This is a genomic window from Dictyobacter sp. Z7_2, assembly GCF_057551105.1.
Genome location: NZ_BAAJPE010000001.1, coordinates 1534019 through 1557802, shown reverse-complemented (window position 1 = coordinate 1557802; position 23784 = coordinate 1534019). Strand labels below are relative to the sequence as shown.

Annotated in this window: 18 protein-coding genes; 11 read left to right on the top strand and 7 right to left on the bottom strand. The window is 52.1% G+C overall.

Annotated elements, in window-relative coordinates; all coding sequences use genetic code 11:
• Window position 1 precedes the first annotated feature (1 nt).
• Window positions 2-283, bottom strand: a complete 282-nt coding sequence (locus tag AC27N8_RS06020; protein WP_487064961.1) for a hypothetical protein — start codon at window positions 281-283, stop codon at window positions 2-4.
• Between the two features lie 197 nt (window positions 284-480).
• Between AC27N8_RS06020 and AC27N8_RS06015 the strand changes: the two genes are divergently transcribed.
• Window positions 481-1584, top strand: a complete 1104-nt coding sequence (locus AC27N8_RS06015) for a helix-turn-helix domain-containing protein (protein WP_487064959.1) — start codon at window positions 481-483, stop codon at window positions 1582-1584.
• 3 nt (window positions 1585-1587) lie between these two features.
• Here AC27N8_RS06015 and AC27N8_RS06010 read toward each other — a convergent pair whose 3' ends face one another.
• From AC27N8_RS06010 to AC27N8_RS05995, 4 genes are all read right to left on the bottom strand, one after another.
• Window positions 1588-2961, bottom strand: coding sequence for an outer membrane protein assembly factor BamB family protein (locus AC27N8_RS06010; protein ID WP_487064957.1), 1374 nt, complete (start codon window positions 2959-2961; stop codon window positions 1588-1590).
• A 66-nt stretch (window positions 2962-3027) separates the two neighbouring features.
• Entirely contained in the window at window positions 3028-4392 is a 1365-nt protein-coding gene (locus AC27N8_RS06005; protein ID WP_487064955.1) for an outer membrane protein assembly factor BamB family protein, read from the bottom strand.
• A gap of 301 nt (window positions 4393-4693) precedes the next feature.
• Window positions 4694-6073 carry an outer membrane protein assembly factor BamB family protein gene (locus AC27N8_RS06000; protein ID WP_487064953.1) on the bottom strand — a complete coding sequence of 460 codons (1380 nt, stop codon included), beginning with the start codon at window positions 6071-6073 and terminating at the stop codon, window positions 4694-4696.
• Window positions 6074-6373: 300 nt separating this feature from the next.
• Window positions 6374-7039, bottom strand: coding sequence for a VOC family protein (locus tag AC27N8_RS05995; RefSeq protein ID WP_487064951.1), 666 nt, complete (start codon window positions 7037-7039; stop codon window positions 6374-6376).
• 371 nt (window positions 7040-7410) lie between these two features.
• Here AC27N8_RS05995 and AC27N8_RS05990 point away from each other — a divergent pair, with 371 nt between their 5' ends.
• Both AC27N8_RS05990 and AC27N8_RS05985 read left to right on the top strand, forming a co-directional pair.
• Window positions 7411-9876, top strand: coding sequence for a tetratricopeptide repeat protein (locus tag AC27N8_RS05990; RefSeq protein WP_487064948.1), 2466 nt, complete (start codon window positions 7411-7413; stop codon window positions 9874-9876).
• 279 nt (window positions 9877-10155) lie between these two features.
• The gene (locus tag AC27N8_RS05985) at window positions 10156-10689 is read left to right on the top strand and encodes a helix-turn-helix domain-containing protein (RefSeq protein ID WP_487064946.1); all 534 of its coding nucleotides are present in this window, start codon (window positions 10156-10158) and stop codon (window positions 10687-10689) included.
• A gap of 109 nt (window positions 10690-10798) precedes the next feature.
• Here the strand turns inward: AC27N8_RS05985 and AC27N8_RS05980 are convergent, their stop codons facing one another.
• Window positions 10799-13366 (bottom strand): polynucleotide kinase-phosphatase, encoded by a 2568-nt coding sequence (locus tag AC27N8_RS05980; RefSeq protein ID WP_487064944.1) that lies wholly within the window; start codon window positions 13364-13366, stop codon window positions 10799-10801.
• Window positions 13363-14814 carry a 3' terminal RNA ribose 2'-O-methyltransferase Hen1 gene (locus AC27N8_RS05975; protein ID WP_487064942.1) on the bottom strand — a complete coding sequence of 484 codons (1452 nt, stop codon included), beginning with the start codon at window positions 14812-14814 and terminating at the stop codon, window positions 13363-13365. The genes AC27N8_RS05980 and AC27N8_RS05975 overlap by 4 nt, the downstream gene beginning before the upstream one ends.
• A 225-nt stretch (window positions 14815-15039) precedes the next feature.
• On the opposite strand from AC27N8_RS05975, the gene AC27N8_RS05970 reads away from it, so the two are divergent.
• From AC27N8_RS05970 to AC27N8_RS05935, 8 genes are all read left to right on the top strand, one after another.
• Window positions 15040-16086 (top strand): LacI family DNA-binding transcriptional regulator, encoded by a 1047-nt coding sequence (locus AC27N8_RS05970; RefSeq protein WP_487064940.1) that lies wholly within the window; start codon window positions 15040-15042, stop codon window positions 16084-16086.
• Window positions 16087-16227: 141 nt separating this feature from the next.
• Window positions 16228-16530, top strand: coding sequence for a hypothetical protein (locus AC27N8_RS05965; RefSeq protein WP_487064938.1), 303 nt, complete (start codon window positions 16228-16230; stop codon window positions 16528-16530).
• A 251-nt stretch (window positions 16531-16781) separates the two neighbouring features.
• Window positions 16782-18101, top strand: coding sequence for an ABC transporter substrate-binding protein (locus tag AC27N8_RS05960; protein WP_487064936.1), 1320 nt, complete (start codon window positions 16782-16784; stop codon window positions 18099-18101).
• 216 nt (window positions 18102-18317) lie between these two features.
• The gene (locus AC27N8_RS05955) at window positions 18318-19178 is read left to right on the top strand and encodes a carbohydrate ABC transporter permease (RefSeq protein WP_487064934.1); all 861 of its coding nucleotides are present in this window, start codon (window positions 18318-18320) and stop codon (window positions 19176-19178) included.
• Window positions 19179-19184: 6 nt separating this feature from the next.
• Window positions 19185-20060 carry a carbohydrate ABC transporter permease gene (locus AC27N8_RS05950; protein WP_487064932.1) on the top strand — a complete coding sequence of 292 codons (876 nt, stop codon included), beginning with the start codon at window positions 19185-19187 and terminating at the stop codon, window positions 20058-20060.
• A gap of 5 nt (window positions 20061-20065) precedes the next feature.
• Complete coding sequence (locus AC27N8_RS05945) at window positions 20066-20926, top strand: sugar phosphate isomerase/epimerase family protein (RefSeq protein ID WP_487064930.1); 861 nt, start codon at window positions 20066-20068, stop codon at window positions 20924-20926.
• A 437-nt stretch (window positions 20927-21363) separates the two neighbouring features.
• Window positions 21364-22425 carry a Gfo/Idh/MocA family protein gene (locus tag AC27N8_RS05940; RefSeq protein ID WP_487064928.1) on the top strand — a complete coding sequence of 354 codons (1062 nt, stop codon included), beginning with the start codon at window positions 21364-21366 and terminating at the stop codon, window positions 22423-22425.
• A gap of 4 nt (window positions 22426-22429) precedes the next feature.
• Window positions 22430-23248 (top strand): sugar phosphate isomerase/epimerase family protein, encoded by an 819-nt coding sequence (locus AC27N8_RS05935; protein WP_487064926.1) that lies wholly within the window; start codon window positions 22430-22432, stop codon window positions 23246-23248.
• The last annotated feature ends 536 nt before the right edge of the window (window positions 23249-23784 follow it).

Below are 23784 nucleotides of genomic sequence, written 5' to 3'. Positions count from 1 at the left end.
CTCAGTCAAAAGTCATCGCGCCGATGCGGTATCGGTGATGTGTGTCCAAAACAGCTCCAGAAGGCGATGAGGTGAGAGGCTCACCGACGTAGCGGCGCGGCTCCGCCGTGCTGTCTGTGACTCGTACGACCACGCTCCCTATGGGGTTCCATTGAGCCAACCTTCCCGCCATGGAGCGTCTCGTCGGTGTTGCTTCCATCGGCACGTGGAACGGTGCCGTGCGTGCAGTGACAGCACGGCGGAGCCGCGCCGCTACGTCGGCTGGCCTGGATGCCTGGTTCAAGGGGTTATCCTTCTTGTAGGGGTGACGTCGCGATGACCTTTGATAGAGGACTATGCTTGGTTACTTGCTCTCTTTTGTGGAACAGAGCCTTATCTGAAATGTATTGGGCGCAAGCGTCCGATGGCTACGTCGATGGGCTTGTTTTGTGTTAATCTATACATAGAGTAAAAACGTTGAGTGCAGGAGATAGAGATCTTGTGGAAAAAAGTGATTTTGCGAAGAAGAAGACATTTCCCGAAATTTTGAAATATCAGCGTGAATTGCGTGGCTGGTCGCAGGCAAAGATGTCTGAAGAAATTGGAGCGACACCGAACCGTATCAGTTTATGGGAGCGTGGTATTGCTCTGCCTGGTGCTTATTTTCGGGAAAGGCTTTGTCGCTGCCTGAATATGGATGCTCAAGAACTTGGCCTATTGGCTGTCGATGATGAGCCTCTTGTCGCTGGACAATCTGATGAGCATATCAGGGGGCAGAGCAAGGAACGGGCTGAAGAGCAAACTCCGCTTGTCTTATCAGCCGTGTTGGATGAAGCAGGGGCCGCCCCCAATTTTCTCGATCATCGCAGTCCCACCGAAGCGCGGCCGCAGCGCTCTAAAGGACGCAGGCGCTTCTATCGCGTGAGCTTCGTGCTGACGCTGGTACTGATCATGTTCTTGATCGCGGGCTCGATCGCGTCATTTTACGGCATATTTCATGGCACGCTTAACGTGGCGCAGGATAATCCCTATCCTCCCCATTCAGGCCATCTTGTGCTTCAGGATGCTTTGCTCAATCAGAACGATGCTATGAATTGGCAGATAGGAGTAAATAACCAACAGGCCAGCTGTATTTTTAAAGAGGGTGGCTATGTAGCCTATCAGCCTCTGGGAGGTTTATTCCACGCCTGTGTCGCACAAAAGGCCGATTATACCAACTTTACCTATGAGGTGCTGATGACTATCCAGCAAGGCGAGTTCGGCGGCCTGATTTTTCGCTCCGAGAATAGTGTCGATGCTCATTATGATCTTTTTCGCGTGCATACGGATGGCTCCTACTGGCTGTATCGTTTTGTGGATCGAAATATCACTGATGCGACACTTTTAGATGCTGGTACCGCGCCAGCCTTCAAACGAGGACTTAATCAGAAGAATCTCCTGGCCGTGGTGGCTCAAGGGAGCTTGCTCACCCTCTATATAAATAATCAGGAAGTTACCTCGCTGCAAGATGCAAGCTATACGCATGGACAGATTGGCGTGCTGGCTGGTTCGCTCAATCAAGGACCGTCGCAGGCGCTTTTTCAGGATGTAAAGGTCTGGAATTAGACATTAAGGATGCCTGGGACTATCGAGCTTATACTGCCAGAGCGTCTGTCCGCTGTCGGCACGGAGTAGGAGCAGTGAGTTATTATTGATGGGAATGATGCCAATCGTATTATTTTGGAGCTGTGGAAATTCTCCACGAGCCTGGCTGCTCCAAATGGTGTTTCCGCTGCTGAGGCGTACGGCTTCGACACTGATGGCGAAGAAATTGTTCCCGACATTCTGGGAACTGTCGCCGCGTGGAAAATAGATAAAGAATGCGATGCCATTTTTGATCGAGAGTAATTCATCTGCACGCGTAAATTGGTAGAGGATGGTGCCGTCAATGGTACGAATGATGTCGGTCTTGTTCTTTTCCATTGACGTGATCACGGCCAGCTCCGGATGCTCTGGCAGGAAGCTCAGGTTTCCGAACGCTTGCCAGAGAGATTTGCCTGTCCGACTGTTCAGTGCTTCTACCTGCCCTATCTGTGTATCGGTGAGGAAGAGATAGTCATTGTGGGCGGAGAGTTTGATATGCTTGCTTTGCAGATTGATCTGCCAGCGTACGTTCCCACTGAGGCCATCGATCGCTTTGATATTCGCGGTGGCATCGTTTTGTAGATAGATGCTACTGTTATCTATGACCCAGTCCTGGTCGGCGTTGGGGATATGCCAGAGTAGCTTGCCGTTTTGGGCATTCAAGGCGGTTAATCCGCTGCCAGAACCTGAGGTTGGGGAGGTATAAAAAACGCCGTGATCTACCTGCCAATTGCTTCCTATCTGATTGATCTCCCAGAGTGGTGCACCCGTGGCGAGATTTAATACTTGCACATAGCCCTGGCTGGCGGCGAAGAGGATATTTTGATCTATTTGTAGACCGTCACTGACGATCTCTTTGGCCCAGAGGAGTGTCCTGTTGTTGGCGTTGAGCGCCTCTATGTTTACGTCGGTCTGGACATAGAGTATGTCATTGATGAGTGTGATCTCGCGTGTTTTGTGACGCGTATCTCTCCAGATGAGCTTTCCTGTCTTCTCATCGATTACTTCCAGCGTGCCCGCTCTGCTTAATTCTGGCGTCACGATCATATAAATGACGTTCTTGTAGGGGATCGCTTGCGTAATGTTGGTGGTGATTGGCGTGGCGATAAAGTTGCCGCCGTTGGCATTATTTGCCTCTATGGATGCCTGGTTGGATGTATGGATGAAAACAAAAATGAGGAAACCGATGAGCAGGCTGCTCAGGAGCGCGATCAGAATGAGTCGATAACGGCTGTTCCAACGAGGTGGCCAATTGTTCTGAAGGTGGATCAGACCCTTTTCAAATCTGTTGAGGGGCCTCTCCGGCGTTAAATCTTGAATGACCAACTCGTCTTCTCTGTCCCGATCGTCGTAGTGCATCTTACTATCCTGGCTTTCCTCATACGCTAGTGTTTTCATCAAGTATAGCAGACGTTATACAAAAAATTATCGGTCAAATGAATGTTGCCATACGGGATGTCCATTGTCGTCACGCAGTAAGAGTAACGAATTGCCACTGACGGGTATAATGCCGATCGTATCATCCTGAAGCAGTGGGAATTCTTCGCGTGATTGGTTGCTCCAGATAGTTGCTCCGGTGCTGAGGCTCACGGCCTCGATATTGGTAATATAGTTGTTGATCGAGTTATGGATGTTGGCGTTCTGGATAAAATTAATAAAGAAGGCCATGTTGTGCTCAATTGAGAGCAGTGCATCTGAGCGCGGAAAATGATAGAGGATGGTGCCATCTGCGGTGCGGATGACGTCTGTCTCATCTCTTTGTAGTGACGAGATTACCGTTTGATTGGGACTCTCTATCAGGCCGTTGAGGATGCCTTGTCGCTGCCAGATGAGTTTGCCTGTCTGGCCATCCAGCACCTCGACATTTGTTTTCACGAGATCGGTAAGAAAGAGAAAGCCATCCTGGGCCGAGAGCTTAAAATCCTTACCTTGAATATCGCTTTGCCAGCGCAGTGTACCGTTTCGGCCATCAAAGGCCTGAAGCTTTTGCTTGATTGTATCCTGGAGATAGACATTTCCATGCTCTACCGTCAAATCCTGATCGATATTCGCATTGTGCCAGAGTGGTTTGCCATTGTGCGCATTCAATGCCGTCAAGCCGCGATTTGTAAGCGGCTTCACATAAAAAATGCCATTATCTACTGTCCAGAAACCAGGGGACTCTTTATCTTGCCAGAGTTGTATACCCGTCTGCGCATCGAACGCCGTGACCAGACCATTTGTCACCGTCGTAAAAAGGACTCCTTGATCTATTAGCCAGTTGGGATTGTTTGGATTTGTGTGCGCTTTCCAGAGCTGAGTCCTGTTGTTGGCATTGATAGCGATCAGATTACTCTCGGTCTGGAGAAAGAGAATGTCTCCAACGAGTTTGAGCGCTTGTGCATTGTACTGTGTATCGCTCCAGATGAGCGCTCCGGTTCGGGCATCGATAGCTTCAAGTGTCCCAGAGGTGCTGGCAATAGGCGTCTTGATAATGTAAATGGTCTCCTTGTAGGAGAGCATCTGCGCCACATTCATGCTTGCGATCAGATTACTATTGCTTGTGAGTGTGTTTATGGTGTCGCTCTGGGGCGTGGATGGATGGATGAGCTCAAACAGCAGGAAGACAATCAGCAGGCTGCTCAGTCCAGTGAACAGTAGCAAGAGCCAACGTTTGTCCCAATGGGGAGGCCAATTCCGTTGCAGGCGAATGATGCTTTTTTGTACGGCGTTAGCTGGCCGCTCAGGAATTAAATCCTGAAAGACCAGACTGCTATCGTTATCATCGTCAGAATAGTCTTTGCTGTCCATGCATTCCCTCGTAACATTGTATTGTGCGGCGGTATATTGATAATCATACCTGAGTTTGTCTGACTTTCATAGCTTAAGATACCGTAGGGGTGCCATTCATTCTTGGGAGTCAAGCAGAAAGAGGTCGAGCGAAGCGAAGACGTAGCATCGCACGCTTGCGTGCGATGTTCCTGTCACTCGTATGAGATAGCAGCATCGTGGCAAGCAACGCAGGCGGGCCTGATCGTACGTCGAGTGGAACATCGCACGCAAGCGTGCGACGCTACGTCTTCGCTCGACACGTTTTGGGAGGCAGATTACTTCAATTGTTTGTAGTGCTCAAGGTATGCTGCCACAGAGGCTGTCCGCTGTTGGCACGGAGTGCGAGCAATAAATTGCTGCCAAGCGGTATGATCCCGATGGTATTGTTTGGCAGCTGCTGAATGTATTGGCTCTGTTGACTGCTCCAAAGCGTGTCTCCGTTATGGATGCTTACAGCTATCACTTTTGGATCTATATATTGCACGCTGCCGTTCTGCGTGTAATGAAGAAAGAGGGCGATGCCGTTTTCGATCGAGAGCAGGCTTTCAACGCTGGGAACGTCTGTGTTGTTACGTGCAAAGTGGTTGAGGATAACGCCGTCGGTGATGCGAACGATCTCTATCTCGCCATTTTGTGCTGAGGTGATAACTGTCTGATTGGCGTTCTCCTCGGCAGGGGCATTGAGCTTGCCGGGATGCTGCCAGAGTAGTTTGCCGGTTTGACCATTGAGCGCTTCTATCTGAGCTTCCTGTCCATTCTCGAGCAGGAGGAAACCATTTTGCATGGAGAGGTCAAATATTTTTCCCTGTGTATTGAGTTGCCAGAGTAGCTTGCCGTCTTTGCCATCAAAGGCCTGAATAAGTTGTCGCGCGGTATCCTGTAGGTAGACGCGGTTATTGTCCAGTACCAGAGCTTGATAGATATTGGGATTATGCCAGAGCTGCTTACCACTGTGTGCATCCAGGACACTTAAGCCATGATCTACGCGGGACATCATATAGAAAATGCCATTGTCCACCTGCCAGAAGCTGCTCGTCTGATTGGTTCGCCAGAGTTGTGCTCCCGTGAAAGCGTTGAACGCTGTTACTATCTGGTCTGGCGTTGTGATGAAGAGGACACCCTCGTCCGCTTGCCAGTGGGAGAGGTCGCTGGCGGTTTGCTTTTTCCAGAGCTGTGTGCGGTTACTGGCATTGAGCGCCACGATCTCCGTCCGGGTTTGAAGGTAGAGCACATTTCCAGAGAGCTTGATATTATCTATATTGTGCTGGTTGTATCTCCACACGCGTTTCCCCGTTTGTGCATCGATCGCTTCCAGTGTCCCTGGATTGTCCGAGGATTGATTCAGGATCACATAGATCGTATTCTGGTAGGAGAGCGTTTGCGTGACGTTGATCGGTTCGCTGACACTGACACTTTGAGGATGCGTCGTGTTTCTTTGCGATGCTGTGCTCTGCATGAACTCGGCGACAAGGAAGAAGATCAGCAAGCCACTGAGCGTGGTCAGTAAGAGCATCCTATGGCGCTTGATCCACAGTGGAGGCCCATGTTGCTGTAGATCGATAATCCTTTTTTGGAACGCATTGGCTGGCTGTTCAGGAGTTAAATCCTGAAAGACCAGTCCATTGTTATCCTCCCCCTCATCGTATTGTTGGCGATCCATATCTATGCTCCCATACTTCGTTGCGTCGAAGACTAAAGAGATCAAGCTCACCGACGTCACGTCGTATTTTGCAGCGGTATAGTGATAATCATACCTGAGTTTGGCGAACTTTCATAGCTACAATGTGCTTGAATCCAATAACGGTTGTCCACCCGGGAGCTTAACGTCTGCTTGCTGTTTATTGTAAGCAGAATCTTATATACTTTGTTGCCCCCCTTTAATTGGAGGAAAGTACGTAGTGTCAGCCCTGTAAATAGACAACCGTCAATATTAACCTTATCTAGCCACGTGTCAAATCAACTAGACACGCAACAGTGGTGGAGCGTCGGGTGGTGGCGGAGGAATACGCAGGTCTGGTGGTTGCGATGAACTGAATGCCCCATCATGGGCCTTTGTATGGATCTCTTCGAACGACATTCCTTGCTCATACGCCTCGGCAACCTTTGCCGGATCAAAGACAGTACCAATCATGAACTGCTCCTTGTACATTTCCTGAGCAGCCCATGTACGTGATTTCTCCCAATCACCGAAGACGTCTACCTGCAATTCTACCAAATTGCCATCGGGATCTGCGTAGTAGTATGATAATGTGAAGCCATGGTCAATGCATATAATGGGGACAATGTCCTCGTCACGGAGTCGCACATACGCCGTATTGAGCTCTTCAAAGCTGCCATATTCAAACCCCGAATGATGCAACCCGTCGTGATAAATCCGATTCTCATCAGGCACGACGCCCGGCATGGCAGACAGTGCGATGCGATGGTTCGCCAGATCGTTACTCAGGAAGGTCGCGGCAGGATGATCTGCTACGACCTCCATGTGCAGAACTTTCCGATACCAGTCTACCATCTCGTTCTTGCGGGTCGTTTTCAGGTTTATGTGATGCAGCAGAGGGACCCCTTTTGGTCTTCCCTGATCACTGGTCGAGGCCAGGTCTGTCGCATGCTCGCTCGAGTTTGTCATAGTCTCTCCTTTTTCTTTCGTGGCTGTGTTTCGCCAGGAGCAATTCAATAGCCAGGAAGCAATGAGATGAAAGGGGATGCGGATGATTTTCCAAGTTGCTCCTCTTCCTGCTCTAAAATAGCCTATGCAAGGGAGACAAACTAGGAAAATCTTGCGGTTTTTGTGGGAGCTTGCTCTCTTCATCTGCCCAGACAGCAAGTCACTAATAGATCAGAATGGTTCATTCCAAACAAACGCCTATCATTTGCCTGATGAAAAAGGAACAGCAATCTTATAAAGAAGACCATATGCTGAGTACGAGGAATAGAGTAAAATTATTGTGTAAGCCAGAGACGAAGGTTTTTGAGGAGCTGTTTAGAAAGGAAGACTTTATGCCAAGAAATGAGCTCTTGCGTCAGCAGCGCATTCGACACAACTGGCGCCAGAAAGACGTGGCCAACCAATTAGACGTCTCGCAGCTAACAGTCCAACGTTGGGAATTGGGTGTCCAACGGCCCAGTTCTTATTACCGTACCAAGCTCTGCGACCTCTTTGAATGCAGTGCTGAGGCGCTCGGATTAGAGCTCCCTGATCCTGCTCTCAACCCATCAGAGAATCCCAGTGTAGTACGAGCATCCTCAAATCAGGTTCCTCGAAATGGTAGTGCTCTCTGGACCGTTCCTTATCTACGTAATCCCTATTTTACTGGACGTGAGGAGTTCTTTCGCCTCCTTGATGAGCATTTCATCGCTACCAGGTGGGACAAGAGTTCCACGCCGTGGCGGATGACCTTGACCCATGCGCTGGCTTTGACGGGCCTCGGTGGCGTTGGCAAGACGCAACTGGCTGTCGAGTATGCTTATCGAGTTCGAGAACAGGGACACTATGCCCATACCTTCTGGATCAATGCGGCCAGTCAAGAAGCCATCATGGCCAGTTTCGCCGCGCTGGCGGATCTGCTGCCCGAATGGGTGAGCAAAGAGGAGACGAACCAGCAGAAGCTGGTGGAAGCGATCAAGCAAGGGCTGGAGGAATGCCCAGAGTGCTGGCTCTTGATTTTTGATAACGTCGAAGACTTATCCTTGCTCCCGGCTTACATCCCCCGCTCTGGCAACGGCAGCCTCTTGTTGACCACGCGTGCCCAGGCCGTCGGTTCCTTAGCAAGGGCTATCGAGATAGAGAAAATGAGCTTGCAGGAGGGTACTCAGATGCTGTTGCTTCGAGCCCAACTGCTGGCACAAGCTACTGAGGATGAGATCCATACCGCTAAAAAACTGGTGATGGCCCTGGATTATTTACCACTGGCTCTTGACCAGGCGGGAGCCTACATAGAAGAAACGGGATGCACTGTTGAGCATTACCTGCAACTCTATCAACACCAACGCAGTACTCTGCTGGCCAGGCGGGGAGAGCAATCCAGCAACTATCCCGACTCGGTAGTTGCTACCTGGTCGCTCTCCTTTGAGCGCCTCCACCTTGCCAACCCGGCTACTACCCAATTGTTGTCCTTATGTGCCTTTCTGGCCCCTGATCACATCCCCGAAGAACTGCTACGGGAGGGAGCAGTGTATTGGCCGGAGGGACTGCAGCAGGCGGTCATGAACCCGCTAGCCTTTGATGAGTTGCTGGCGGCCTTGCGGCGCTTCTCTCTAGTCAAGCGCCTGGTCGCAGAACAGCGGATGAGTATCCATCGCCTGGTGCAGATCGTGCAAATGGAGATGCTGGATTTGTCCGAGCAACAGCAATGGGCTGAACGGGTGGTATATGCCGTGAATCTTTTGTTTCCCCGTGAGCCCCGAGAAGATGCCAGTTCCTGGCCGCTGTGTCTGCGTTATCTGGAGCAAGTCCAAGTTTGCGCCCAATTGATTCAGCAGTATCAGCTAAGGCTTGTGGAAGCAGCGGATCTGCTGAATCGAGCAGGTACCTATCTGTTTGTCCATGCCTCCTATTCCCAGGCCGAAACCCTCTATCAGCAAGCCCTGCACCTTCGTGAGGAGTTGTTGGGGACACAGCATCCTGAGACAGCGAGCAGTTTGCACAATCTGGGCCGTCTTTACTTGAAGCAGGGCCAGTACAAACAGGCTGACGTCTTCTATCAACGAGCCCTGGCGCTTAGAGAGGAGCAGTTAGGAGCACAACATCCTCAGACGGCTGAAACCCTGAATAATCTGAGCATTCTTTACTTGAGTCAGGGTCAGTACGAACGGGCTAACGCGTACTCATCCCGGGCATTGGCTATCAATGAGGAACAGTTGGGAGCACAGCATCCTGCCACGGCCGTAACCCTGGACAATCTGGGCAATCTTTTCTATGAGCAGGGCAAATACGAACAGGCTGAAGCTTACTATCAGCGAGCTCTAGCGATCTATGAGACACTGCTGGGAGTACCACATCCTGGTATGGTCGGAAACCTCGCGAATCTAGGTGCCGTTTACAGGCAGCAAGGCAGATACAAGCAGGCTATCCCCTACTTTCACCGAGCCCTGGTGATCGGTGAGGCGCAACTGGGAGTACAACACCCTGTCATGGCCGAGGTGCTGACGTATCTGGCAGAGTCTTACTGGGACCAGCACGACTATGAGCAAGCCGAGCGACTTTTTACACGTGCGTTAGTGATTCAGGAACACTCCTTGACCGCTACGCACCCCGATCTGACCAGGACGCTCCACGGCCTGGCTCGTTGTTATGAAACACAGGGTTCTCTGCAAGCTGCAATAGTCCTGTATCAGCGGGCTTTGATCATCCTCGAGCAGGTCTATGGTCCACAGCATCTTAAAACAGGCGAAACTCGCCAGCGTTTGTCCACTGTGCAGCATCTGCTGGAGACTGAGGAGAAAGAAAGAAATCCTTCGAAATAGGCCTGGAAGGGCCGTTATAATGAGAAAGGCCCGACTTCTTCGAGGAGGATGGTGCCCTCCTCTGTTGCCTCCGATCATCCCTCCGAAACTGCTCCTCTAAGAAAACGATGTATACCGATTGATAAGACGATATACATCGATCTATAAAAGCGAGAGAGAGGGTGGTATCCTTTTGCCTATAGACACGCTGCAAAGTGTCGATCGGGTGCATCTCAACCAGGAGAAGCACACACCTCCCTCCTGCTGTGGGGCGGGAGGTACCCAAAGGAGTAGGGGTCTATGTCGGGTGAACACCAAATCTCCAGGGCGCAACTCAAGTCTCACGCTGATGTTATGGATGACCGAGGGCATTTTTTAAGCGATGAGCCATCTTCAATTGAGCGGTCCATGGCCGCAGGAAAGATGGCCATAAACGTGTTCAGGAGTCCTGACCAGGGGCGCCAAACGCCTCAGCCGAGCTGGGAACATCCAGCTATTAAGTATGCGAAGGAGTATCTGGAAGCACACTACGCCGAGGAGGTGGCGCTGCACGAGTTGGCCCGGGTAGCCAATCTGAGCCCCTTTCATCTTGCCCGACTTTTCCGCCAGGTTATTGGCCTGCCTCCTCATACTTATCAGACGCAGCTCCGTCTGGCGCGTGCCAGAACTCTACTGGCGCAAGGGTACGATGTTGGCTATGTGGCCACTGAGACCGGCTTTTTTGATCAATCGCACTTCTCCCAGCAGTTTAAGCGCCACTTCCTGATGACGCCAGCAAACTATCGCAAAGCCGCAAGATTTTCTCGTCCGTCTTCCTTGAAGAAGCTATCATGAAGCAAGATAGAGCAGATACTATCCTGTCCAGGGTCATTGCTGCGATGACCCTGGACAGGATATTGCGTCGATAAGCGTTTGCACTCCACAATCAAGTGGATCACACCTGTTACAGACGCGGATCGACGGGCTCGCTTTCCAGGGCGAGGACGCCGAAGACGCATTCATGCACGCGCCGTAAAGGCTCTGCTTGCGCAAAGCGTTCGAGAGCTTCGATGCCAAGGGCAAATTCTCGTAGCGCGAGCGATCTTTTGGCGCCCAGCTTGCGCTGGCGCAAGCGTTTCAGATTATCTGGCACGTCGTATTCGGGACCGTAGATAATCCGCAGATATTCAGGCCCACGGCACTTGATGGCTGGCTGCAAGAGCTCTCCACGCTGTCCCATATTGATGAAGTTGTCTGGCTTGACAACCATTCCTTCGCCGCCGTGCGAGGTGAGATGCTTCCACCATTCGATACCCTGTTCGACGCTGGCCGGATCGTCAACATCTACCGTCAGATAGGGTGTGGCGAGCAATAAGCGAGGGTCCGCTCGACAGATTTCCGCCAGCGTCTCCATGTGCCATGGATGATTTTTGTCGGTGTGGACTTTGCCGCGCGTGGCCAGGATGTGGAATGGCGCGAGCTTGAGATCATCGATGCTATCAACGGGCCAGCAATAATGGCGGTAGGCGTCGACATAGCGTTCCGCCAGCGTCTGATGCTGCCGGTAGGCGTCCAGGACCTCCGTAACGTCGATGCCGCGTTCGCCTGCCTGCTTGAGGGCCGTGACGGATTGTCCCAGCGAGACGCGGGCGGCTGCCCCCACGGAGGCGTATTGCTTGAGCACGAGCGATTGCGCCTTGACTGACCAGGGCATCAATTCACAATCGAGACAGACCCAATCCGTCTCAAAGTTCTGCCAGAAATCGACCGCGTCCAGCGCGTCATGGACGCGCTGCAATAAGGCCGCTTCAAGCTGCTGATCATCAAAGAAACGTCGTCCCGTACGTGTATAGCAGATACCGATCCCCTCATCGCTGACGCCGAAGTTCTTCTGGGCTGCCCCTTCGTCGCGGCAGACAATCACCACTGCTCGCGATCCCATATGCTTCTCTTCGCAGACCACACGCTTGATGCCTGCGCGACGATAATACGCAAAGGCTTCATCGGGATATTCCAGCAGTCCCGGTGCCTGACTGGTCTCGCTCGGCGACATCGTGGGAGGCAGATAGATCAGCCACTTGGGATTAGCCGCGAAGCGACTCATGACCTCTAAGGCGGCAATAGAGTTCTCTTCGCGAATCGTGATTTTGTGCTGGAGACGCGTATCCAATAACAGCTTGCCACTAACATCCTCGACATCCAAAACCTCATCGTATTCTTGCTGCGTCGTTAACGTTGCCGGCTCACTGACAGGTATCAGAGGTCGCACGGGCTCGCTATAGACGCGCTGCGCGGGCACAGATACAAGCTGGTTTTCGGGATAGCGCAAAGCGGTCAATTTGCCGCCGAAGACACATCCGGTATCGATATTGATCGTGTGATTGAGCCATGTCGGTTCCGGGACAGGCGTGTGCCCATAGACGACCATCGCATGCCCTCGATAGTCGGCGGCCCAGTTATAGCGGATAGGGAAGCCGAACTCATCGGTCTCGCCGGTTGTCTCGCCGTACAGAGAGAATTCACGGACAGCTCGCGAGCCACGGCCATGCATCGCCTCGGGCAATCCTGCGTGCGCGACGACCAGTTTGCCGTCATCTAAGACATAATGGCTGATCATCGCATCGATGAAAGCCACGATCCGTTCTTTGAGTGCCCGGGGTTCTTGCTCAAGCTGCTCCAGCGATTCTACGATGCCGTAGGTCAGGGCAACATCTTTGCCCTTTAATTTGCGCAACAATTTGGCATCGTGGTTGCCCGGGACACAAAAGGCCTGGTTGGCCGCGACCATATCCATGACCAGCCGCAAGACTGCTGGCGTGGCTGGACCACGGTCGACGAGATCGCCTAAAAAGATGATTTTTCGTCCGTCGGGATGCGTCACCTGATAATGATCCTCAGACGATGTCGGGGCTACAAGCGTATAACCCAGCTCTTGTAGCAACGTCTGCAACTCAGCGAAGCAGCCATGGATGTCTCCAATCAGGTCGAAGGGTCCATGCTCATGCTTGAGATTGCTCCACAGGCGCTCACGCGTGATGGATACCTCTGCGATCTGCTCGGGAGAGGTGAGGGTATATATATGATGGAAGCCTTCAGTCCTGAGCGTCCGCAACGATTTGCGCAGATGCATGGTCTGCCTGCGTACCACGTGTGGTCCAAATTGACGATCTGGACGCTGCTGATTGCGCTCGTTGCAGAGCTTCTCAGATAGATCGAAGACGATGGCCGTCGCGAGGCAATGATACTGTTTCGCCAAAGCCATCATCTTTTTGCGATCCTCTGGCTGTACATTGGTGGCATCGATCACAGTGAGCCTGCCGGACGCCAGACGCTTGGCCGCCACAAAGTAGAGAACCTCAAAGGCGTCTGAGGTCGCCGATTGATCGTTTTCGTCATCGGCGACCAGGCCGCGACAAAAATCGGAGGAGAGCACTTCGGTCGCTTTAAAGTGCGTTCGTGCGAAGGTCGACTTCCCCGCTCCTGAGGCTCCAATTAGGACGACCAGTGACAGTTCTGGAACGCTGATCTTCATACATGCTCTCCCTTCATCTCCGCGCCACGCGAGAAGACTCCCATCTGTGATGGAGCTCCAACTTCTGTATCCTCGGGTCCCACCGCAGAAAAATGTACCGCATAGCCAAAGCGTTCCGCGATCTGTTGCGACCAGCTCTGAAATTGTGCCCGCGTCCATTCGAAACGATGATCTTGATGGCGAAATGTGCCAGCGGTGAGAGTCTCATACTTGACGTTATATTCTGCGTTTGGTGTAGTGATCACGATCGTTGCAGGATGGGCAAATTCGAACAGGACGCGCTCAAAGGCGCTCAGACGCGCTGGATCGAGATGCTCAATCACCTCTACCACGGCGGCGGCATCATAACCAGCCAGACGCTTATCTCGATAGGTCAACGCTCCATGTACGAGCGTCAGGCGCTCGCGCTGGCGAGGAGACATCTGCTCAACGCGCAGACGCTTTTGTGCCATCTCCAGCGCTTTATAGGACACGTCCAGTCCCAGGATACGCTCAAATTTTTGATCCTGGAGCAATTTTCTCAACAGGCGTCCTTCGCCGCAACCCAGATCCAGTACCCGCCTGGCCCCACTCTGCTGCAATACCTCCAGCGCAGCCAATAGACGCTGCTCGTGCAGGCTGACGGCTTTCTCCGGCTTGTCCTTGACGGCTTCCGAGGGAGCAATCTCTGCCTGCTCTACGAGCGTTGTATCACCGGCCTCTGCGGGATTAGTGACGGGCTCGTCATCTATCACGAGGCGTGCCAGAGCATCGCGTGTCAGGTTCTTCTTGTGGATGAGATAACTATCGGCGATGCGTGAGCGTTCGGGATGGTTCTCCAGCCATCCCTGACCGCGAGCCAGCAGCTTTTCCACCTCCGCAGCGCCGATCCAGTAGTGCTTGGAGTTATCCAGCACGGGAATCAGGACGTAGAGATGCGATAAGAGCTCGCTGAGGCGACATGTAGCCTGCAAGTTGATCGTGAAATAGGGACTCTGTCCCCATTCTGGATGCTGCTCGTCGAGGGCATGCGGCGTGATCTCGATGGCATAGCCGAGCGGCTCAAAGAGGCGGCGTAACCAATCCTCGCCGCCGCGACTGGGGATGGCGGCCAGCTGTGCCTGGAGTGGAAGCGCCGTCGTGACGAGCTCTGGCCGTTGCGTACAGCGGCCGTGGAGGGCGGAGCTGAAAACCTCGGCCAGCGCGACGCTCAGAAACGATGAGGCCACATAGGGACGATCGTTGACGTATTGATCCAACGCTATGGCGCGATCTTTTCCGCGTACGAGGTCGATGGTATCGATATCCAGCAGGAGCGCAGCCGTACAACGTTCGACGGTGGCTTCGGGATAAAAAACGTGTGCCCGACCGACATTCAAATGGAATGTCTGTAAGCGCTCAGGGTTTTTGTGCAGGAGATAGCCCAGATCAGTGGCGGGCTGATATGTAGTTGAAATTGTGAGTAACATCTCTACCCATTTCTACAACAAAGATAGGAGGTAAGCAATCAAGCTTCATTCTTTCTCGCTTTTTTGAAGTAGGCTCAGTATAACAGATATCGAAAGATGAGTATAGGCAGGCTCGGACGTGACAGCGCTGGCGGAAAAATTACCCTTGACAAAGCGAGAATGGTTCATTATACTTCCTACATGATCGATCACATGATCGATCATGTAGTGTAAAGAGGATCAAAGATGCCAGTCACAATGGGCGATGTCGCACAACGTGTAGGTGTATCCAAACAAACAGTATCAGCGGTGGTCAATGGGAAAGCCGGGATTAGCGCAGAGACGATTGCACGCGTCAAGCAAGCGATTGCTGAACTTGGTTATCAACCAAATCTTGTTGCCAGTTCATTGCGGCTAGGGTATACCAATACCATTGGTCTGCTGCTCTCAAATGTGGGCAATCCCTGGTTTGCGGAGATAGCGCGTGGGGTGGAAGATGTGGCTCAGGCGCGAGGCTACAGCGTGATGCTTTGCAATACGTATGATGATCCCGCCAAATTTGAATTATACCTCAACGTCTTTATGCGCCAGCGTACGGCTGGGATTATTGGCGTATCAGCTAATGATGCTGCCAAAATTGCTGCGACCTCCTGTATCTATCAGCCTTTGATTGGCATCAACAGTGCACGCGGAGCTTATGTCGCAACCGCTCATCTTTTATCCCTTGGGCATCGTCGCATTGCCAGCGTGACAGCTCTGCCTGCTCGTACCGTGAGCCTGGAGCGTCTGGAGGGCTATAAAGCGGCTCTCAGCGATTGGGATATTGCTCCCGATGAGCAGTTGATCATCAATGGGGACTTCGATTATGCCAGCGGCTTGCGTGCGGCCGAGCAGTTGTTGCAACTTTCTGAGTTGCCGACAGCTATCTTTGCCCATCAGGACCTGCTTGCGATCGGTGTTATCGCCGGCCTCAAACGAGCAGGTATCCGTGTCCCGGAAGATATCGCCATCATTGGATACGACGGATTAGAGATCGCTATGTTCTACGATCCGCCTCTCAGCACCATTATTCAGCCGGTGCATGCCATGGGAATGCAAGCCATGACGTTACTGGCTAATCAACTTGAGGGGATTGCGGGTGGCGATAGTGCACCATTGCATTGCAATCTGGCTGTTCGTCGCTCGACCGTGCCAACGCTCGCGCAAGAGTGGATTAGTCCACCTATCGACGCCGCGACTCCCTGGCTCGGCTGGCAGAGCCATAACGAAATGTTTGTAGACCGCGCCTCATAATAATTCAACGTTGAATGTATTTTGTCCTCGTACCAGAGTAAGTTTTTGCTTTCAAAGCCATCGGATCAACAATTGAGTTGATCCTTGACACGCATCGTTGTGCGCTGTGATTATTGCTTCCAATGCAGGAGGTTCGATCTTATGACAAGCATCATCCATATCCACTCCCCAACTTTATCTACATCTTGCTACGCCTTTTCAGCACGATCATCACAATCAAAAGGAGCGTCGGAAGCAAGCACCAATACGTCTCAGAGAGGGCGGAATATTCTTTCGTTCACGGCGCAAACGCTCACCGACGTAGCGGCGCGGCTCCGCCGTGCTGTCTGTGACTCGTACGACCACGCTCCTCATGAGGTTTCATTGCGAGATCTTCCCACACTGTGGATTGTTTCGTCAGCATTGCTTCCAGCGGCGTATGGAACTTTTTCGTACGTCGAGTGACAGCACGGCGGAGCCGCGCCGCTACGTCGGCTGGCTTGAACGCCTGTCACTACTCTCGGAACGATAACCGCGTACTACGGTGCAATGATCATTGGTAGTGCACAATGTGTGGGTCTGTCCAGCTATAAATGCCCATCCTGCTCTTGATGTCCTGACAACTTGTCAAATGGTCTACAGGAGTATGGGAGATGTTGTCTGTTTTTTAGTGGACTTATCTATCTGCTACAGCCTACTCACAAGGAGGTATACCCATGTCCTTCGGCGGATTACTGGGCGAGGAGATTTCTCGTCGACAGGCGCTTGCACTGATCGGTGCTGGTGCTTTGGGGACGGCCCTGGCTGCTTGTGGCGCAACATCAACGAGTAGCGGGAGCTATACCGGAAAATTTGTCATTTTCAGCGTTGGGGTACAGGCTCAAAGTGAGCCACTCATCAAAGCCATCGAGCAAGCGCATCCAGGCGTCCAGGTTGTCTGGCGCACTCTGACCAGCGAAAACTTTACGACCTTATTTAGTGCTTCCGTGCTGGCTCACGACCAGATCGATCTGATGGATCTGAATGGTCAGGATCTGCGCCGGTATGCGGTCGGACATCAGGTACTCGATCTCAGCGATATCTCCTACAAGGATCGCTTTGTGAAGGACGCCACGAATGTCTATACCGTTGATGATAAACTCTGGGCTTTGCCTCGCGGTGGTATCAGTGGCTTTACCTTCTTCTACAATAAAAAGCCCCTGGAGCAGATCGGTGTCACTAAAGAGTTACAGACGTACAGTGATCTGAAGCAGGTTCTGCCCGAGCTGAAAAGGATCGGCGTGGCGCCATTTGTGCATCCCGGAAAGGATATTTATCTCTGGCCGGTCTGGATGTTCTGGGCGTACGCGCAGGCGACCGGAAATCAGGCGGTCGAGCATACCTTTAAGACGCTGGCAGGTGATAGCAAATTCACCGATCCTGAATACGTGGCCGCCCTAGAATTGATTTATAACTATGTGCAGGATGGCATGTTCATCAAGGGCGTCAACGGCCTGGATACCGATGGAGCAACGGTGAATTTTACGCAAGGGAAAGCCGTCTTTTTCTATACGCATACTGGGATTATCAGTACCTATCGCAATGGTAAATATCCCAAGCTCGATCTTGACGTAATCCCTCCACTGCTTGCTGTCAGCGACTCAACGGTCAAGCGGCAACTGCCGGGAGGCTATGGGAGTGCCCTCAGCGTATACGGGAAGGTTGACTCATCGCGCAAACAACTCGCGATGGATGTAGCCAACTTGATGACAAGTGATAAATGGGTCAAGTGGGCTAATCAACTCAACGCTGATCCGGCCTCGTGCAACACGAACGTCCAGGCCAGCACCGACTCTCTGGCGCAGAAATTTGCTCAGACCTGTGCTCCCAACCAGATTACGTATCTGGACTGGTACTGGCCGCCAGAGATTACGACCGCTGTGCAACAGAACATCCAGACGATGGTCAGCGGAAGCGGCACGCCGACGACGGCCGCCAAAGCTATTCAGAAGGCGATGGATGATCTACGCCAGGATGGTTATACCTTCCAATCCTGATCGAAGCATGAGTACATCTTAGCGAGAGGTAACATAAGGGTTAGAGTGCGCCGCCATGCTACCAGGCGCACTCAGATCGGAAAGATTGGAGAGTCTGGCGTGGCGAAAATCCATATTGCGGACCGGATGAAGCCTCAGATAGAGGATTCACAACGACCTATCATTGGTCCACTGAGGAACAACCGTAGGGCAAAAAAGTCGTGGATGCGCATCCTTATGCCGTACATCTGGCTTCTACCTGCTCTGGCACTCTATGGCGTATTCAAGATCTATCCCATGATTGAAGGTATCTGGCTCTCATTGTTGAACTGGGACGGCATCGATGATCCGACGTTTATCGGACTGCGCAACTTCCAGCGCATGTTCAGCGATGACCAACTTGGTACCGCTCTGTTTCACAACGTTGAGTATGCGATTGGCAGCGTGATCGGGAAGATTGTGCTCTCGCTCTTGCTGGCGGTACTCATCCATCAGAAGCTACGTGGACGTGGTATTTATCGCACAGTTTTGTTTACACCTGTCGTGATGTCATTTGTCGTGGTGGCACTGCTCTGGACCTGGCTCTACAACTATCAATTTGGACTGCTGAACAACCTGTTTCAGATCATTGGACTTGGCTCTCTCGCGCAAGATTGGCTTGGGAATCCTCATCTGGCGCTCTGGTCCGAGATCGCGGTGGATATCTGGAAGTGGTATGGCTTTCACATGGTTATCTTCCTGTCGGGATTACAGACCATCCCAACGGAGCTCTATGAGGCGGCCGAGGTTGATGGAGCGTCGCGTCTGGATAAGTTTTTTCATATTACATTGCCACTACTCCAGCCAGTCTTGATTATTAACATCACTATTGCCCTGGCTGGCGCTTTCAATACCTTTGATATTCCTTTCCTGATGACCGCAGGCGGTCCGGGCAACGCGACCTTAGTATTAAGTCTGCATATCTATCAACAGGCCTTTCAGTTTAACAAACTTGGCTACGGCTCGGCGCTCTCTTATGCCCTGTTCGTCCTGGTCAGCGTCGTTGTGCTGCTGCAATTGAAATTTATGCTGCCTCGCCAGTCAGCAGAAGGGAAGTGATCACGCATGAGCATTTTAGTGACCCGGTCGGATCGGCGCCCCAGGCGCTCTCTATTCCGCTCGACGCGCACCCTGCCAACGATCTTAAGTCATGTTGTATTACTTTTTTTCTCGTTGATCATCGTCTATCCCATTGTCTGGATGATGATCACCTCTTTCAAGTCGCAAAGCGATCTGCTGAGTAATCTGTGGGGGCTGCCAAAGATCATTGCCTGGCAAAATTATAGCAACGCCTGGCAGGCGGCTGATCTTGGCTATGCGCTGTTCAACAGTTTTTTTGTGGCGATCGTAACGACGGTTCTGGTCGCCGCGCTGGCGGCTCTGGCTGGCTATGCTCTGAGCAGATTCCGCTTCTACCTGGCAGGAGCGATCCTGCTCATGTTCGTACTCACCATGCAGGCACCGGTTCCCATTATCCCGCTGTACGTGCTGATGGTCCAACTTAACCTGACCAATACCTATCTGGGATTGATCTTACCGCTGGCATCGGCGGGTTTACCGCTCTCCATCTTTATCTTCTGGGGCTATTTTCAGACGCTGCCGGGAGAACTCCGCGATGCCGCTGTCGTCGATGGCTGTAACGAATGGATGGTCTTTTTACGCGTGATCTTACCCATATCCGGTCCCGCCATCGCCAGTGTATGTATCCTGGAATTTCTCGCCGCCTGGAATGAGTATTTCTTACCGCTGATCTTGATCAGTAGTCCAGAACTACGCACGCTGCCACTGGCGATCCAGGTCTTCTTCTACACGTATCGCACCACCGATTGGGGACAGGTGTTTGCCGCCCTGACGGTTGGCGCTTTACCAATGATTATCATCTACCTATTCCTCCAGCGCCTGTTTATCCAGGGGCTGACATCAGGAGCTTCGAAAGGATAAATCTTATGAAACTCAGTTTTTTAACCAATCACATCAGTGACCTTGAGAAAGCGGCTCGTCTGGGCTTCGACGGCATCGAATTGCAAGCTACCGCCTTTGGAAATCCCGCCGTGCAGGAACTGGATAAAGGCGCGATCGAGCAGGCGCGTCAACTGGTTCGACAGCATCACGTCGAGATCACGACTCTGGCCTACTATGAGCTTGCCTGGGGTCACTTCGAGACCGAGGCCGATATCACACGTGCCTATGAGCGCGTGTTTGATCTGGCAGAAGCGCTAGGTGTCAAGGTGATTGCCAGCATGAGCGGCTTTGATGCGAACCGCGACTGGGATGCGAATGTGCAATTGTTTGCCGATCGCTTTGGACCTATCGCAGAGATGGCGGCCAAACGTGGCTTGTTGATCGCGCTCGAAAACTGGCTCAGTGTTAGCGGCAAACTGCCCTTCAAGCCCATCAACTTCGGCGGCTCGCCCGACACCTGGGATGCTTTATTCAAAGCGGTACCGGAAAAAGCTTTAGGACTCGAATTCGATCCATCGCATCTCTACTGGCAGGGCATCGATCATATTCGTGCGCTGCATGAATTCAAGGACCGCGTCCATCACGTACATGCGAAAGATACCGAGATGTTGCCCGAGAAGCGCTATCGCGGAGGCATCAATGGCGACTACTTCCGTTTTCGCATCCCTGGCTACGGCGAGATTAACTGGACACAATTTATCTCTGCCCTGGACGAGATCGGCTATACAGGTAATATGGCCATCGAGCATGAAGATCCCATCTATTGGGACACGCGCTTCGATGAGGGTCTGGAGCGCGGCTTACACGTCCTCACCCCATTGATCCATCCTGGTAGCCGCTCATAAATTAAGGTTTGCGCACAGTGCAACTGCTTACTGACGTAGTACTCAGTAAAAGGCCATCGTACCGATGTGGCATTGGAGACGTGCATCCCAATGGGGTGAGACGCCCACCAACGTAGCGCCGTGGTCTTGTGCCCGGCGGGCAGTTCACGTACGAAAACGTCCACTATCAGGCTCTGTATACACAATTGCCTGTCATTTTGGACAAGAAGAACAGGCAGAAAGATCGTGCGATGAAGATATTTCTCTTCTTTCGACATTGAGCAACGAAATTGAACGTTACGTACGTTACGAGTCCGCCGGGCACAAGACCACGGCGCTACGTCGGCAAGCATTTGTGTCTGGTGCAAGGGATCATCCTTCTTGTCCTGGCGACATCGCTATAAACTTTGACTGAGCATTACTAAAGGCAATATACAATAGGGAAAGGTATCTCACATATGACCAGGCCAACCATCGGCTTTATTGGCACCGGCATGATGGGTCAACTCGCTCATCTTGTCAACTATGCGCAGCTGCGGGATGCAGGTGCATGCGACATTGCAGGCGTTACAGATTTACAGCCTCTGCTGGCCAAAGCTGTCGCGGAGAAGTACCTGATCCAGCGTGTCTATGCGAGCAACGAGGCACTACTGGATGATCCAGCCATCGATGCCGTCGTCTGCGTGCAACAATGGGCCAACAACTATCCATTGGTTAAACAGATACTCACCGCCGGCAAAGCCGTGATTACCGAAAAACCTATGGTCGGACGTGTGGATGAGGCTCAGGAACTGGCGGCGCTGGCTCAGCAGCAAGGATTGCTCTATACCGTTGGCTTTATGAAGCGCTATGATACGGGCGTTGAGCTTGCGAAGCAGATGTACAGTGAGTTTCAGCAGGGTAAAGAACTCGGTTCCTTGCTGGCGATCGATATTATGTGCAACGGCGGGGATTGGCTACATAATACGCCAGCCCCCGTCCGTGTCGAAGATCCAACGCCCATGCCGCCATTAGCTCCACATTATCCCGATGCCTGCCGAACGCCGGAGCAGCGAGCAGCCTATTTCTACGTGATCAATATTTTTTCGCACATCATCAATCTCGGCCATCACTTTCTCGAAGAGGAGATGGAGGTAAGGGCGGCCCAGTTTCATCGTGATCAAGCCATGCAAGCCCTTTTGCGTTGTGGCGATACTCCTATCTCCATTCGAGGCGCGACCAGTGCCTCATATGCATGGCATGAGCGTCTAACCTTAAGTTTTGAAGCTGGCGAACTGGTCGTTATTACACCGACGCCCATGAATCGCCAGCAATCAGCGCGGGTCATCTTGCAGAGTAAGGGTAAGCGAGGCTTTACGACGACCGAGTATCATGCGCCGGTCAACTGGGCATTTTTTCGCCAGGCCCAGGGATTTATCAACGCATTAAACGGACAAGAGCCACTGCGCTCCCCGGCCGAACAGTGCGTCTGGGATGTGAAAGTGATGGAGCGGATTATCGAGATCGCAGAAGGGATATAGTCATATGCAGCGCTCACAGTTAGCAATCAACTCGGTTTCCACCACCCAGACAGATCTGCCGCAGGCATTGGCGGCCTATGCTGAAGCTGGCTTTACCAATGTCGAGTTTGTGCTATCCCTGGTAAAAGACTGGCTCGCTCAGGGACATACTCTGACCGAGGCCCGCGATCTGCTGGGAAGTCGTCAGCAGCGTTCGATTGGAGGCTTTCAGGCGGCGGTAGAATGTTTCAGTGCCCCTGATGCGCAAAAAGCGAATCATGCCCTGCATCTGGAGAATGCACGCCTGATCCATGAATTAGGTGGAGGGACGCTGGTCGTCGGAACCGATGGTCCCGAACATCCTACGCTGGCCGATCTGGATACTATCGCCGAGGTCTTTGCAGGTCTCATCAAGCAATTTGAAGGCTTGCAGGTCGCGCTGGCGCTTGAGTTTAACTGGTCACCCATTGTAAAAAGCCTGCATAGCGCGGTAGAAGTCGTCAAAAAGGTGCATCATCCCCAGCTTGGCATACTGTTTGATCCGGCTCACTACTATACCACGGTGACAAAGTTTGAGCACCTGTCAGCGGAAACTGTCCCCTGGATCAAGCATGTCCACCTCAATGATATGCGTGCTAAACCGGGCGAACTGAGTAACTGCAATACTGATCGTGTCCTGCCGGGACGTGGTATCATCGACCTGCGCACGCTGATTGCAAGGCTGGAGCAGTTTGGCTATCGGGGCTTCTACTCGATTGAAATGTTCAATGACGATCTGTGGCAGATGCCACCAGCACAAGCTGCGACTCAATGCTATCAAAGCCTCCTCCCTTTATGCGAGTAGCGTTATTGAAGCCAGCAGAAAGAGGTCAAGCGAAGCGAAGATCGTGTAGCGTCAGGCCCAAGACCATTGAATCCAATGTATAGCGCCGGTAGAGGAGAGACGAACGCGCGAAAGCTATCTTTTACCCACAGTTTTCTTGTGAACACCAGGGTGTCAATTTATTTATTCTACCTGTAAAATGCTCAAATGTAGCACAGGTGTTTTACGCCCCTGTGAGGTGACATTGCATCAAAGACACTTTATTGATCATGTTGCTAGGAAGGCACTGGGAGCCGAAAATGTTACTGAGTAGCATGGTTACCTCACAGGGGCGTAAAACTCCTGTGAGGTGACATTGCATCAAAGACACTCTATTGATCATGTTGCTAGGAAGGCACTGGGAGCCGAAAATGTTACTGAGTGGCATGGTTACCTCACAGGGGCGTAAAACTCCTGTGCTACATTTGCGTTAAATTATAATAAAAGATATATTTAGCGGTTATGATAATAAAAAAATGTCTGAAAGGTATCTCGGGCGAGCGCCTCACTGCTATTTG